Raw genomic sequence first — 13,898 nt, forward strand, 5'->3', positions numbered from 1 at the left:
TCAGCGACGGCGGCGCAGGGCGCGGCCCAGGAGGACCGCCGAGGCGACGGCCACGGCGGCGGCCGGGGCGATCCAGCGCAGGCCCGCGCCCGCGGAGGCGGCGGAGGGGGCCGGGACCGGGGCGTAGCGGCCACGCGGGGGCGCGTGGTCGACCTCCTCGGCGCTGCGGCCGATCATCGTGCGGCGGGCGTGCGCGGCCTCCGCCGGCGGGCGCGGGGGGCCGCCCAGGTCCCCGAGGTCGGCCATGCCTTCGAAGGTGCCCTCCAGGAACGGGTCCAGGGACGGGGGCGGGACGTCGGTGTCGAACACGGACGCGGTGACCTCGGTGTACCCCGGGCCGGGGTCCTCCTCCGGGTCCGGGCTCGGGTCCGGGCTCGGGTCCGGGCTCGGGTCCGGGTCCAGGTCCGCGGCGGCATCGACCGCGTCCGCGGCCGGGTCCGCGGCGGTATCCGCCGCGAGGGCCGCGAGGTGCCCGGCGGCGCGGTCCAGGAGGCGGTGCGCGGCCGTGGCGGCGGCGTCGGGAGCGAAGGCGGCGGCGCGGCCGTCGGCGGCGGACTCGGCGGTGAACTCCAGCAGGGTGCCGCCGTCCGCCTCGGTGAGGCGCAGCACGAGGGAGAGCTTCACGGTCCCGCTCCCCCGCACCTCGGTGCCCTCGCCCGCGAGGGTGAAGCGGTCCGGGTCCTGCTCGGTGACGGAGAGGGCGCCGCGGTAGGTGACGGTGTGTCCGCCGACCCGTACCTTGAGCCGCCCGGACAGCGGCCCGGCCTCGGTATCGGCGTCCTGCTGGAGCCCCGGCACGCATCGCGCCAGCCGGGCGGGATCGCGCAGCACGGCGCGGACCTCGGCGGAGGGGACCGGTACGAACACCTGATGCTCCATGCGCCCGAGCCTACCGACGCGGCAGCCCGGCCACGAGTACCCCGGCCCCGGGAACCCGCGCCACAGGAGGCCGCGCCACGAGACCCCGCGCGCCGGGGAGCCCGCGCCCCGGGAAGCCCCGCCACGAGACCCCGCGCGCCGGGGAGCCCGCGCCACGGGAAGCCCCGCCACGGAACCCCCGGCTACGAGTACCTCGGGTGCGGCAGCGTCGACGGCGGGAGGCCCGCCACCCGGGTGCGTTCCGTGTCCCGGGCCGCGTCGGCCAGGGACTGCGTGGACAGGGAGCGCAGGGCGGGCGTCTCCCGGTCCACCCGCAGCGGGGGCGCGCCCTCGCGGGCCGCCAGGACGAAGCCCCAGTCCTGCGGGAGCTTCGCGGCGGGGGCGGAGCCCGCCCCGAGCACCCGGTCGGGGCCTGCGGTGAAGCCCGAGAGGCGGCCGCCCGCGCTGTAGGGGGCGGTGCGCAGGCCGGCCGCGCGCAGGGTGGCTTCGACGGTCCAGTAGGTGCGGGGCCTGGTGCCCGGGGGTCCCGCGTGGACGGCGAGCCGCCCGCCGGGGCGCAGGGCCCGCGCGGCCAGCCCGTAGAACTCCTGCGAGTAGAGCTTCGTGCTGGGGGTGATCCCGGGGTCGGGCAGGTCGGAGACGATGACGTCGAAGCGGCCCCGGGCGCCGGGGGCGCGCAGCCAGCGGAAGGCGTCCGCGGTGACGACCGCGAGCCGCGGGTCCTCGTACGCCCGCCCGTTCAGCGCGGAGAGCATCGGGTCGGTCCGGGCGAGCCGCACGACTCCGGGGTCGAGCTCGACGACGGTGACGGAGGCGACGTCGCGGTAGCGCAGCACCTCGCGGGCGGCGAGGCCGTCGCCGCCGCCGAGGACCAGGACGCTGGTGTGCGGGCCGGTCATCGCGGGGTGCACGAGGGCTTCGTGGTAGCGGTACTCGTCGTAGCCGCTGACCCGCAGGCGGCCGTCGAGGAAGAGGTCGAGGGAGCGCGGTGAGCCGTCCGGGGGTCCGGTGAGGACCAGTTCCTGTACGCCGGTCTGGACGGCGACGCGGACCTCGCCGCCGTAGACGGCGCGGCGGGCGACGCGTTCGAAGTCGTCGGCGAGGACGGTGGCGCAGGCCAGGACGGTGAGGACGGTGATGTTGACGGCGATGAGCAGCCAGCGGGCGCGGCGGCTCAGGTCCCGGCGGAACAGCCACAGGACGAGGCCGCCGCCGGCCACGATGTTGACGGTGCCGGTGAGCATGGCGCCGGTGAGCTGGCCGAGGACGGGCAGCAGCAGGAAGGGGAAGGCGAGGCCGCCGACGAGGGCGCCGACGTAGTCGGCGGCGAACAGGTCGGCGACGGCGCCGCCCGCGTCCTGTCTGCGGATGCGCTGGATGAGGACCATCAGGAGCGGGATCTCGGCGCCGATGAGGACGCCGATGGCGAAGGAGAAGGCGACCAGCGCCGGCCGTGACTCCCCCAGCCAGGCGAAGCTGGCGTAGAGCGCTATGGCGGAGAGCCCGCCGAGCAGGGCGAGGCCCGCTTCCACGAGGGCGAAGCCGAAGGCGGGCCGGGCGCGCAGGGCCTTGGCCAGCAGGGATCCGACGCCCATGGCGAAGACCATGACGGACAGCACGACCGACGCCTGGGTGACGGAGTCGCCGATGAGGTACGACCCGAGGGCGAGCAGTTCCAGCTCGTATACGAGCCCGCAGGCGGCGCAGACGAACACGGTGGCCAGGACGAGGAGTCGGCCGGTCCTGGGCCGTACGGGCAGGGCGGCCGGGACACCGGGGGCGCTGCCCACACCGCGCGGCTCCGGAGCCGGGGGGCGGCGCCACCGGGTGCGGAGCACCCCGCGCGGGGTGGAACGGTCGATCATGAAGCGAACCGTACGTCACGGGATGCTCACATCCGGTCACCCACATGGGTGTAAGTGGCGCACTGGTTCGGGCAGTTGGCGTAACCGCCCGGCAACTCCGCCACCCCGCGACCCCGAACCCCCGGCCGGACGCCGGGTCCGCGCCGGCGCCCGGGGCCGGCCGGGGCACGCCCCGGACGCCCCCCGGTGCCGCGACCGGAAAGGTTCACCGGGTCACGGCACTGGATCCGGGTCGCAGCACTAGATCAGGACCGGCGCCTGCGCGCCCACCTGTGCGGCGCCCGTCGCACCCGCGCCGGCTGCGGCGCCCGTCGCGGACGTCCGTACGCCGACCCGGGTGCGGGTGGCCACCAACTGGCCTTCCTGCGGGTACGCGTGCCAGGTCCGCCACCGGACCTGGCCCTCGTAGCGCTGCGCGAGCATCGCGGTGAAGGCGTGCGGGCTGCCGGGGAAGGTGCCGGCGAGCCCGTTCGGGTGGTCGGCGACCAGCGCGAGCAGTTCCTGCGCCCGCCCGGCGAAGGAGCCGCGCGAGAGGTTCTCGACCCGCGCGGCGAACTCGTACTCCCAGTCGCCGACCCGCTTGGCCACGCCGAGCGGAAGCGGGGTGCTGCTGCCGGGCATGCAGGCGACGGTCTCGGAGCAGAGCACGTCGCCCTCCTCCAGGAGCACCTGGTGGGAGGCCCCGAGGAGGCGCAACTCCACTGTTGCGCCGCCCAGTTCGAGGTTCAGTACGGCCAGGGCGGGCAGCCGCTCCCGACCCAGGGCCCAGGCGAGGTCGGCGGCACGCGTGTCGGTATAGGTGGTCTGGAGGGTCGTGAGCATGAGTCGGCTCCGCAAACGCGCGAGGGAGAGGGGCCGGGGCCCGCCAGCGGTAGTCAACGGGTGGGGGGACACCGGCACGGGTCCGCAGGAAGTCCAGGGAGGTCCGAGGACTGGTCTACTCAACCGAGGGAATCATGAAAGGCACGGCACTCACAGCGTTTTTACCCAAGTTGCAGGGGTTTACATCCCCTCGGGGGCTACACAGTTCACGTGTTCAACCACATGCCGCCCGTACGCCGTAATGCGCGGCCGTGACGTCCGAACAAGAAGACGCCCGACGGAAGTTGTGCCCGGCGGGCGCCTCACGTATGCGGGACGCGGTACGAAGGTGGTCCTTCGGCAGCCATGAGTCCATGCTGCCCCGTGTCAGCTGGAACCGCATCCTCCACCGCCGCCGCACGACGAGGACGAAGAGCCGCAGCTGGAGGACGAGGATCCGCAGCTGGACGAGGAGGAGCCGCACGAGGAGCCGTGGTGGGAGGAGCCGTGGTGGGAGTCGCTCCCGGCCCACCAGCCCGCACCGCCACCTGCCGCGCTGCCGCCGCCGCGGCCCCCGCGGCCCCCGCGGCCCCCGCCGCCCCGTCCGGCCCTGACCGCCACCACGACGATCACCACGACCACCGCCACGAAGATCACTATTCCGAGGATCATCCCCCGACCCCTCTCTGGTCCCCCGGTTCCCCGGGGTGCGGGATCCCCTTCGTCCCGCGTGCTGGGGGGATGCCCGCGCCCTGCGCGACCCAAAGCACACTTGAGCAAGTCCAGAGCTTCCCCGCAGGATTGCGCCCATGAGCGATCCCGAACGCACCAACGGCCCCGCCCGCCCCTTCCTCAACCGCAAGCTCGCGGCCTTCGGCACCACGATCTTCGCGGAGATGTCCGCCCTGGCCACCGCCACGGGATCGATCAACCTCGGCCAGGGCTTCCCCGACACCGACGGCCCCGCCGAGATCGCCGAGGCCGCGGCGCGCGCGATCCGCGACGGCCGGGGCAACCAGTACCCGCCGGGCCCCGGCGTCCCGGAGCTGCGTACGGCGATCGCCGCCCACCAGCAGCGCTTCTACGGCCTGGCCTACGACCCGGACACCGAGGTGCTCGTCACCGCCGGCGCCACCGAGGCCATCGCCGCCTCCCTCTTGGCCCTGCTCGAGCCGGGCGACGAGGTCATCGCCCTGGAGCCCTTCTACGACTCCTACGCCGCCTGCATCGCGATGGCCGGGGCCGTCCGGGTGCCGCTGACCCTGCGCGCCCCCGACTTCCGCCTCGACGTGGACGCGCTGCGCGCGGCGGTCACCCCCCGCACCCGCCTCCTGCTGCTGAACACCCCGCACAACCCGACGGGCACCGTCCTGACCCCCGCCGAGCTGGCCGCGGTCGCGGAGCTGGCCGTCTCCCGCGACCTGCTGGTCATCACCGACGAGGTGTACGAGCACCTGGTCTTCGAGGGCTCCCACACCCCGCTGGCGGGCCTGCCCGGCATGCGCGAGCGCACGGTCACCATCTCCTCCGCCGGCAAGACCTTCTCCTTCACCGGCTGGAAGGTCGGCTGGGTGACCGGCACGCCCGAGCTGGTCACGGCGGTCCGCTCGGCGAAGCAGTTCCTGACGTACGTGTCCTCGGGCCCCTTCCAGTACGCGATCGCCGAGGCCCTGGCCCTGCCCGACGCGTACTACGACTCCTTCCGCGCGGACCTGGCCGCCAAGCGCGACCTCCTCTCCGACGGCCTCGCGGCGGCCGGCTTCGAGGTCTTCCGCCCGCAGGGCACCTACTTCGTCACCACCGACATCACCCCCCTCGGCGAACGCGACGGCCTCGCCTTCTGCCGGTCCCTGCCGGAACGCTGCGGGGTGGTGGCCATCCCCAACCAGGTCTTCTACGACGACAAGGCCGCCGGAGCCAGCCACGTCCGCTGGGCCTTCTGCAAGCGGACGGACGTCCTGGAGGAGGCGGTGAACCGCCTCGGTCGGCTGACTCGCTGAGCGCGAGCCAGATGGACGTGCGGGCACAGGGCCCGGCCTCTCAGCCGGTGCCCGTGCCGCACGGGCAGCACGAGTTACTCGGTGTCCTTGGGGTGTCTCGTGGACGCGTAGACCATGATTACGGTCGACGTCTCAGGGCTGACCAGGTAGCGCACGCGGCCGCCACTCGTGACCTCGAACTCCCACTGCTCCAGCGCGGAGCCCTTCCACTCCTTGGTCGCGAGCCTCCCGCGCAACCGGTGCTGACGATTCCAGTTGTCACGCGACACCGGGTCGGTCCGCAGCGCCTCCAGGCACCGGTGGGCACTGGGCAGTGCCACGCGACACAGCTCCTCCCACCCCGTCACCGCCTCCGTGGTCCCGAAGACGACGTTCCATCCGCTCAGGGGTGGAACGCTGACCCGATCGCCCTTCTTCGGGCTCAACCGCCCACCTCGACCGGCCCCAGGTCATCCCCGTCGAGCGGACGCAAAGCCTCCTTGAGCTGCTCCGGATCCGCGTTGATACGAGCCGTCGCCCTCCAGGAGACGAGCGCGCGGTGCACGGCCTCCCGCGCACCCAGCTCCGCCGCATCGGAAAGCGCTTCCAGGAGTTCCACGGTGAACGCGCGCATCTCTTCGTCGTCCAGGTGCCGCACCCACGGGAAGACTTCGGGCAGCGCCAGCAGGAGCGACCGGGCTCCGTCATCGTGCTTCATGAGTGCGAGGAAGAGCCGCGATGCCGTCGTGAGGTTCTCCTCGGTGCGCTCCGCGTGCACGGCCGTCGTCAGCACCATGTCGGGCGCGTCCCGATGCGTGACACGCAGAGCGCCGAGGGCCGCAGCCCGGGCGGCTACGGCCTTCGGGTTTCTCGACAGATCCGTGAACGAGACCGATTCGGGCTCGGCTCCCAGGTAAGCAAGGCTCATACTCAGACTGTACTCAGATTGTGTTCTGAGTGCCAGAGTTTTCCCTGGTGCTCCGTGCTCATGCCTTGCCCTTCTGCAAGCGGACGGACGCCCTGGAGGAGCCGGTGGGACGCCTGCGCCGCCTCTGAGCGGGGGACGGACGCGGGCGCCGGCGCCTCCGCGCCGGGGCCGTTCCCCGGGGGGCCGGCGGCCTTGTCGTCGTAGGGTTTGCCCATCGTGGCGGCTCCGTGCGGGAGCGCCCCAGGAAGTCGGGACGCATGGCGACGGACACGCTGTCGAACGGCACACGGCCCGGGCGGCCCGCCGGCCGGGCCGGGCGGATCCCGGGCGCCTTCCTCGCGCTGGGGGTCTACGCCGCCGTGCGCGGGCTCGGCGTGCTGGCGGTCGCCGTGGCGGCCCGGTGGAACGGGCGCAGCCCCGTCCGGGTGCTCGGGGAGTCCTGGGACTCCGTCTGGTACCTGCGGATCACCGAGCACGGCTACGGCCGGACCCAGGTCTACCCCGGCATCGGGTCCGTGCAGAGCGACTCGGCGTTCTTCCCGCTGTACCCCGTCCTGATCCGCTGCGCCTCCCTCGTGCTGCCCGGCTCCCTGACCGTGGCCGCACTGGCCGTCGCCTGGGTCGCGGCGGGCGCGGCCGCCGTCGGGGTGTACCGGGTCGGGGCGCACCTGCTCGGGGTCCGGGCCGGGGTGCTGCTCGTCGCGCTGTGGGCCGCGCTGCCGCACGCCCTCATGCTGACCCTCGCCTACACCGAGCCCCTGCTGGCCGCCTTCGCCGCCTGGGCCCTGTACGCCCTGCTGCGCGGCCGCTGGGGGTGGGCCGCCGGGCTCGCCGTCCTCGCGGGGCTGACCCGGCCCACCGGGATCGCGGTCGCCGCAGCAGTGACGGCGGCCGCGGCCTACGAGATCTGGCGGCGGCGGGGCCGCGCACCCGCGCGGGTGTGGGCCGCCGGGATCGCGGCTCCCGCGGGCTGGGCCTCGTACGTCCTGCTCGTCGGGGTGCGCCGGGAGGATCCGCTGGGCGGCTACTTCGCCGTGCAGAGCGGCTGGGGCTCGCGCTTCGACTTCGGCGCGGGCGCGCTGCGCTCGGCGCGGCACGCGCTGTCCGGCATCGGGCAGGTGGAGCTCGCCACCACCGTGACGGTGGTCCTGCTGACGGCCGCGCTGGTGCTCGCCGGGCTGCTGGCGGCCGACCGGCGGATCCCGCTGCCGCTGCTCGTGTACACGGGGGTGCTGCTGGTGATGACCTACGGCGGCGCCGGCTTCTTCGAGTCGAAGCCGCGCTTCCTGCTGCCCGCGTTCCCGCTGCTGCTGCCGGCGGCGGCCCTCATGGCGAGAGCCCGGCCGCGCACCGCGGTCGTGGTGACCGTGGTGCTGGCCGGGCTCTCGTACGGATACGGGCCGTACCTGCTGCTCGCGTCCGGGGTGGCGCCGTGAGGGTGGCGCCGTGAGGGGTGGTGCGCGGACCGCGAGGACCTAGTTGGTCCCGCTGTCGCCGCCCTCGGTGCCCTCGTCCTTCTTGTCGGCGGAGTCCGCCGAGTCGACGTCCTTCTCCAGGCCGAACTGCTCGACGAGCCACTTGTCGAACTCGATCGACGCGCGGACCCAGCTGACCGTGGAGGACACGAAGTGCTCCAGGTTGACGCCGGTGCCGATCAGCATCTGCGCCTCGCCGATCAGACGGACGGAGCCGTCGTCGTGCGTGTGGCTGTAGACCTTGGGCCACAGCGTGCGGCGGTTCCAGTCGTCGATCGACTCGAGGAGCTGAGCCTTCTCTTCGATCTTGTGCGGGCGGTCGTAGAACGTCCGCACGGAGAAGACCTGCTGCTCGTCCTCGCCGCGGAACATGAAGTACGTGCGGAAGTCCTCCCACGGCGCCGCGAGGTCGCCCTCGTCGTCGACGACGTACTTGAGCTCCATCTGCTCCAGGAGCTGCTTGACCAGATCCTGGTCGGGGACGACGGGGCCCGCCGGTCCTGTGGCCTGCGGATCGGGCTGCTGCCCTCCGAAGTTCGGAATCGAGGCCGGGTCGATGCTCACCGTGTGACTTCCCTTCGTGCGGATGCGGCCATCCTCCCCCATCGCGCCCACCTCGTGTCCACCCCGGAAGGTCCCGATCCGCGCAGGGCGGACAGGAGTAGGGGCCGGGTAAGCCGGGCCCCGGGGATTCCGTGGCCCGGCTGAGGCGGTATTGCGGCGGATTGCAGCGCCTTGTCACCGCCGCGTCACCGCCGCGTCGCTCCGGGTGGCTTCCGGGCGGCTCCGGGCGGCTTACGGGTGACTTCCGGGGGCTACAGCGCCTTGCCCACCAGGAGGCCGTCGCCGGCCACCGAGACGCGGACCGTGTCGCCGTCGCGGACCTCGCCGGCGAGGATCTCCTTGGCCAGGCGGTCGCCGATGGCCGTCTGGATGAGGCGGCGCAGGGGGCGGGCGCCGTACGCCGGGTCGTTGCCCTTGTCCGCCAGCCAGGCCAGGGCTTCCGGGGTGACGTCCAGGGTCAGGCGGCGCTCCGCGAGGCGCCGGGCGAGGCGGCCGATCTGGAGCTCGGCGATGTGGGCCAGCTCGGCCCCGCTCAGGGCGGAGAAGACCACCAGGTCGTCGAGGCGGTTGAGGAACTCCGGCTTGAAGGTGGCCCGCACCACGTCCAGGACCCGGGCCTTCTTCTCGTCCACAGCTGTGGACGGATCCATGAGGAACTGCGATCCCAGGTTCGAGGTCAGGATCAGGATGGTGTTGCGGAAGTCCACGGTGCGGCCCTGGCCGTCCGTGAGGCGGCCGTCGTCGAGGACCTGGAGCAGGACGTCGAAGACCTCGGGGTGGGCCTTCTCGACCTCGTCCAGGAGGACGACCGAGTACGGGCGCCTGCGGACGGCCTCCGTCAGCTGGCCGCCCTCCTCGTAGCCCACGTAGCCGGGCGGGGCGCCGACGAGCCGGGCCACGCTGTGCTTCTCGCCGTACTCCGACATGTCGATGCGGATCATGGCCCGCTCGTCGTCGAAGAGGAAGTCCGCGAGGGCCTTGGCCAGCTCCGTCTTGCCCACGCCCGTCGGGCCGAGGAAGAGGAACGAGCCGGTCGGCCGGTCCGGGTCCGCGATGCCCGCCCGGGTGCGGCGCACGGCGTCGGAGACGGCGCGCACGGCCTCGCCCTGGCCGATCAGGCGGCGGCCCAGCTCCTCCTCCATGCGGAGCAGCTTCTGGGTCTCGCCCTCCAGGAGGCGGCCGGCCGGGATGCCGGTCCAGGCGCCGACCACCTCGGCGATGTCGTCCGGGCCGACCTCGTCCTTGACCATGGTGTCGCGCGAGACCTCCGCCTCGGCCTCGGTGGCGTCGGCGAGCTCCCGCTCCAGGGCGGGGATCTCCCCGTAGAGCAGCTGGGAGGCGGTGTCGAAGTCCCCGTCGCGCTGGGCGCGCTCGGCCTGGCCGCGCAGGTCGTCCAGGCGCTCCTTGAGCTCGCCGACCCGGTTCAGGGACTGCTTCTCCTTCTCCCAGCGGGCGGTGAGGCCCCGCAGGTCCTCCTCCTTGTCCGCGAGGTCCTTGCGGATCTTGTCGAGGCGCTCGCGCGAGGCCGCGTCGGACTCGTTGTTCAGGGCCAGCTCCTCCATGCGCAGGCGGTCGACCGAGCGCTGGAGCTCGTCGATCTCCAGCGGGGAGGAGTCGATCTCCATGCGGAGCCGGGACATGGACTCGTCGACGAGGTCGATGGCCTTGTCCGGGAGGAAGCGGGAGGTGATGTAGCGGTCGGAGAGGGTGGCGGCGGCAACGAGGGCGCTGTCGTTGATGACGACCTTGTGGTGGGCCTCGTAGCGGCCCTTGAGCCCGCGCAGGATCGCGATGGTGTCCTCGACGCTCGGCTCCGCGACCAGCACCTGCTGGAAGCGGCGCTCCAGCGCCGGGTCCTTCTCGATCCGCTCGCGGTACTCGTCGAGGGTGGTCGCGCCGACCATCCGCAGCTCGCCGCGGGCCAGCATGGGCTTGAGCATGTTGCCCGCGTCCATGGAGGAGTCCCCGCCGGCGCCCGCGCCGACGACGGTGTGCAGCTCGTCGATGAAGGTGATGATCTGGCCGTCGCTGGACTTGATCTCCGCGAGGACCGTCTTGAGCCGCTCCTCGAACTCGCCGCGGTACTTGGCGCCGGCCACCATCGCGCCGAGGTCCAGGGAGACCAGCCGCTTGTTCTTCAGGGACTCGGGGACGTCGCCCTTGACGATGCGCTGGGCCAGGCCCTCGACGACGGCGGTCTTGCCGACGCCGGGCTCGCCGATGAGCACCGGGTTGTTCTTCGTACGGCGCGAGAGCACCTGGACGACGCGCCGGATCTCGTGGTCGCGGCCGATGACCGGGTCGAGCTTGCCCTCGCGGGCCGCCGCCGTGAAGTCGGTGCCGAACTTCTCCAGGGCCTTGTACTGGCCCTCGGGGTCGGGGGTGGTCACCCGCCGCCCTCCTCTTGCGTTCTCGAAGGCCTCGCGCAGCTTCTTGGCGGTCGCGCCCTGTCCGGAAAGGAGCTCACCGGCCGCGCCGCCCTTGGCGGCGATGGCGATGAGCAGGTGTTCGGTGGAGAGGTACTCGTCGCCGAGCTTCCCGGCCTGCGCGTCCGCCTCGGCGAGTACGGCGAGCAGCTCGCGGGTGGGCTGCGGGGGCGCGACCGTGGAGCCCGTGACGCTGGGCAGGGCGGCGAGCAGCCGGTCCGCTCCGGCGCGTACGGCGGCCTGGTCGGCGTCGGTCGCGGCGAGCAGGTCGGTGATGTTCTCGTTGTCCTCGCCGGCGAGCAGCGCCAGCAGCAGGTGCGCGGGCGTCAGGTCCGCGTGCCCGTCCTTGACGGCCCTGGTGGTGGCCGCGTTCAGCGCGTCCCGGCTCCGGTTGGTCAGCTCCGCATCCACGGGCGGCTTCTCCCTTCCCTACTGTGTGTGCTTTACATGAGTAACCTGCACAAAGTTGAGTCTATTCCACTCAAGGTGGAGCGACGTACCCTTCGCGCATGTCGACTCCCAGCCCGGCCGGCACGGCCCGCCCGCCTCAGGACGTACTCAACCCGACGCCGGAGTACCTCGCCTTCTGGCGGGAACGGCACATCTGCACGCTGACCACCCACCGCCCCGACGGCAGTCCGCACGTGGTGCCCGTGGGCGTGACGTACGACCCGGAGGCCGGGCTGGCACGGGTGATCAGCAACAAGCACAGCAAGAAGGTCCGCAACGTGCTGGCGTCGCAGGGCGGCCCGCAGGGCGGGGCCCGGGTGGCGGTGTGCCAGCTGGAGGGGCGGCGCTGGGCGACCCTGGAGGGCCGCGCGGTGGTCCGTTCGGACGAGGCCTCGGTCGCGGAGGCGGTCCGGCGCTACGCGGAGCGGTACGGGCGCACGCCCTCGCCGAACCCGGACCGGGTGGTCGTGGAGATCAGCCTGGACCGGGCGATGGGGCGCGCGTAGCCGGCGCTTCCGCCCGGTCTGCCTGGTGCGGCTGTCCGGTTCGGCCGCATGCGGTTGTCTCGTTCAACCACTGGACACGGACATCACAGCGACGCCATCGTGGTCAGGTCCACGATGGCGTCGCTGTGTGGGGGTAGTGCCTGAGCGATCTGCGACGACAGGGGAATCGCTTCAGGCACTGCGGGGGGTGGCGGCGGATTCGGGCTCGAAAAGTTGGTGATCACGCTGGTCCAGATTGACGAAGACCATGCCGTACCGGATCTCGCAGCGGACGGGCTGCGGTGCGCCCCGGGGACGGCGCAGACAGCGGTAGGCACGGACGTCTTCGTCCTCTTCCCGCACCACGATGATCGGCTGGCCGAACAGGGTGACCTTCAGCGAGTCGCCGACGTAAGGGATGGCGCTGGTGAGATCGATGAACTGCCAGCCGGAGCGGTAGGCAGAGGCCATTTCACGGCGGAAGCCGTGATCGTCGGGCGTCATCAGTCCCAGCCGAGGTCGTTGGTCGACGCGTTGGCCGAGTCCCAGCCCAAGTCGTTGGGCGCCGAATCCCAGCCCAGGTCGGGCTTGCCTATCGACACGGCGGGCGCGTCGGTACCCCCCACGTCCCCACCGAAGGCGTTGACTGCCCCAATGACCGCGGCGGCGGAGAACCCAATGGCAAGTACCGAGCGAAGCATTCTCTTGTACATGGTCGGCTTCGTCCTCACTTGATGGAAATCTTCTCCCCCGTGTGTCAGACGATGGCTCATTCGGGCACGTCGCTGCCACAGGGACGATGCATCATGTTCTTGCATGTTCAGGACCCTGGGGGGTGGAGATTTGCCCAGAAACAACACAAAGCCGACACATCCCCACCCCGTCACGTCCATGTGCGCCGAGGGGACGCGGCTTTACACGGCGGCGCTGAGCACCGGCCGGGTGACCCGCAGCGAGGTCGAGAACGCCCCCTGCCTGCTCGAATTCGCTCTGCTGCGGCCCGACCCCGATGACGCGAACCAGCTCCGCGCGGTTCCCCCGTCCGTCGCACTCGCCCAGCGGCTCCATCCGCTGGAACGGGAGATTCAGGACCGGCGCCGCGACACCATAGATCTCACCGACGCATTCGAGCCGTTTCTGACCATCAGCGCCCAGAGTCCCTCGAACACCCACGCCATCACCGTGCTGGAGGGCTTCGACCAGATCCACACCGCCCTCGACCAGGCGACCGCGGAGTGCCGGACCGAAGTGCTGACCGTACAGCCGGGCGGCGCCCGGTCCACCTCCGTCCTCACGGAGGCGCTGGAGCGCGCCGCCCCCCTCGTCAACCGCGGGGTGCGCATACGGACCCTCTACCAGCACACCGTGCGGCACAGCCAGGGCACGCTCGCCTACGTGGACCGGATCTCCGCGGGGAAGGTGGAGATCCGCACGCTCGAAGAGCTCATGGAGCGTCTCATGATCTTCGACCGCACGGTGGCCTTCATCCCGACCAGCGACGACCGCAGGACGGCCCTGGAACTGCGCCACCCCGGGCTGGTCGACTACCTCATCAAGGTCTTCGAGCAGCTGTGGCATCGCGCCGTGCCCCTGTCGGCCGAGGTGACCTACCAGCACACCCCCGGCGGGATCTCCGGCGTGCAGCGGTCCATCGCCCAGCTCCTCATCGAGGGACACGTGGACGAGGCCATCGCCCGCCGGCTGGGGATGAACGTACGGACCTGCCGCGCCCACATCGCCAAACTGGCCGCCTCCCTGGGCAGCGGCAGCCGGGCCCAGCTGGGCTTCCTCATCGCCCGCTCGGGGATCCTGGAGGACCGGGAGCTCTGAGGGCGATGCGGACGCGGATGAACGAGGGCGGCGCCCTGCCCCGGACGGGTGTCCGGGGCAGGGCGCCGCTCGTGTGTGTTCAGGTTCCGTGGCCTGGTTATCCGATGGTGAGGAAGGTGTTCCAGCCGTCCTCGTCGCGGCCGCTGGCTGCGCCGACGGTGGTGGCGCTGCCGGCGTAGAGCCATTGGTAGCCCTCGGTGCCGGAGCCGACGGCCC

At 72.4% G+C, this 13,898-nt stretch carries 14 protein-coding genes; 4 read left to right on the forward strand and 10 right to left on the reverse strand.

The genetic code is table 11. The features are described from left to right. The 4 genes from ACIA8F_RS22775 to ACIA8F_RS22790 form a co-directional block, all read right to left on the reverse strand. Entirely contained in the window at positions 1–879 is an 879-nt protein-coding gene (locus ACIA8F_RS22775; protein WP_399381255.1) for a CoxG family protein, read from the reverse strand. A 182-nt stretch (positions 880–1,061) separates the two neighbouring features. Further along, on the reverse strand, positions 1,062–2,744 hold the full coding sequence (locus ACIA8F_RS22780; protein ID WP_399381257.1) for a polyamine aminopropyltransferase: 1,683 nt from the start codon (positions 2,742–2,744) through the stop codon (positions 1,062–1,064). A gap of 240 nt (positions 2,745–2,984) precedes the next feature. After that, positions 2,985–3,566 (reverse strand): DUF2617 family protein, encoded by a 582-nt coding sequence (locus ACIA8F_RS22785; protein WP_399381259.1) that lies wholly within the window; start codon positions 3,564–3,566, stop codon positions 2,985–2,987. Positions 3,567–3,932: 366 nt separating this feature from the next. After that, a complete protein-coding gene (locus ACIA8F_RS22790) occupies positions 3,933–4,217 on the reverse strand; it encodes a hypothetical protein (RefSeq protein ID WP_399381260.1) in 285 nt (94 codons plus the stop codon). Positions 4,218–4,354: 137 nt separating this feature from the next. Here ACIA8F_RS22790 and ACIA8F_RS22795 point away from each other — a divergent pair, with 137 nt between their 5' ends. Next, complete coding sequence (locus tag ACIA8F_RS22795) at positions 4,355–5,545, forward strand: pyridoxal phosphate-dependent aminotransferase (protein WP_399381262.1); 1,191 nt, start codon at positions 4,355–4,357, stop codon at positions 5,543–5,545. 74 nt (positions 5,546–5,619) lie between these two features. Here the strand turns inward: ACIA8F_RS22795 and ACIA8F_RS22800 are convergent, their stop codons facing one another. Together ACIA8F_RS22800 and ACIA8F_RS22805 are read right to left on the reverse strand one after the other, a co-directional pair. Next, complete coding sequence (locus tag ACIA8F_RS22800) at positions 5,620–5,865, reverse strand: hypothetical protein (protein ID WP_399381263.1); 246 nt, start codon at positions 5,863–5,865, stop codon at positions 5,620–5,622. A gap of 101 nt (positions 5,866–5,966) precedes the next feature. Beyond that, on the reverse strand, positions 5,967–6,452 hold the full coding sequence (locus ACIA8F_RS22805; RefSeq protein ID WP_266352722.1) for a prevent-host-death family protein: 486 nt from the start codon (positions 6,450–6,452) through the stop codon (positions 5,967–5,969). Positions 6,453–6,709: 257 nt separating this feature from the next. Here ACIA8F_RS22805 and ACIA8F_RS22810 point away from each other — a divergent pair, with 257 nt between their 5' ends. Continuing rightward, the gene (locus tag ACIA8F_RS22810; RefSeq protein ID WP_399381265.1) at positions 6,710–7,888 is read left to right on the forward strand and encodes a mannosyltransferase family protein; all 1,179 of its coding nucleotides are present in this window, start codon (positions 6,710–6,712) and stop codon (positions 7,886–7,888) included. A 39-nt stretch (positions 7,889–7,927) separates the two neighbouring features. Here the strand turns inward: ACIA8F_RS22810 and ACIA8F_RS22815 are convergent, their stop codons facing one another. Both ACIA8F_RS22815 and clpB read right to left on the reverse strand, forming a co-directional pair. Further along, a complete protein-coding gene (locus ACIA8F_RS22815) occupies positions 7,928–8,491 on the reverse strand; it encodes a YbjN domain-containing protein (protein ID WP_399381266.1) in 564 nt (187 codons plus the stop codon). A 251-nt stretch (positions 8,492–8,742) separates the two neighbouring features. Further along, complete coding sequence (gene clpB / locus ACIA8F_RS22820; RefSeq protein WP_399381267.1) at positions 8,743–11,328, reverse strand: ATP-dependent chaperone ClpB; 2,586 nt, start codon at positions 11,326–11,328, stop codon at positions 8,743–8,745. 98 nt (positions 11,329–11,426) lie between these two features. Here clpB and ACIA8F_RS22825 point away from each other — a divergent pair, with 98 nt between their 5' ends. Next, the gene (locus tag ACIA8F_RS22825; protein WP_399381269.1) at positions 11,427–11,873 is read left to right on the forward strand and encodes a pyridoxamine 5'-phosphate oxidase family protein; all 447 of its coding nucleotides are present in this window, start codon (positions 11,427–11,429) and stop codon (positions 11,871–11,873) included. 171 nt (positions 11,874–12,044) lie between these two features. On the opposite strand, the gene ACIA8F_RS22830 is transcribed toward ACIA8F_RS22825, so the two are convergent. Both ACIA8F_RS22830 and ACIA8F_RS22835 read right to left on the reverse strand, forming a co-directional pair. Next, positions 12,045–12,356 (reverse strand): (2Fe-2S)-binding protein, encoded by a 312-nt coding sequence (locus ACIA8F_RS22830; RefSeq protein WP_250748726.1) that lies wholly within the window; start codon positions 12,354–12,356, stop codon positions 12,045–12,047. Next, complete coding sequence (locus tag ACIA8F_RS22835) at positions 12,356–12,478, reverse strand: hypothetical protein (protein ID WP_399381271.1); 123 nt, start codon at positions 12,476–12,478, stop codon at positions 12,356–12,358. Before ACIA8F_RS22835 ends, ACIA8F_RS22830 begins: the two co-directional genes overlap by 1 nt. Before the next feature lie 190 nt (positions 12,479–12,668). Between ACIA8F_RS22835 and ACIA8F_RS22840 the strand changes: the two genes are divergently transcribed. Beyond that, positions 12,669–13,682, forward strand: coding sequence for a helix-turn-helix transcriptional regulator (locus ACIA8F_RS22840; RefSeq protein ID WP_399381273.1), 1,014 nt, complete (start codon positions 12,669–12,671; stop codon positions 13,680–13,682). Positions 13,683–13,898 lie beyond the last annotated feature (216 nt).

Source organism: Streptomyces sp. NPDC051563, from assembly GCF_044454225.1.
GTDB lineage: Bacteria > Actinomycetota > Actinomycetes > Streptomycetales > Streptomycetaceae > Streptomyces.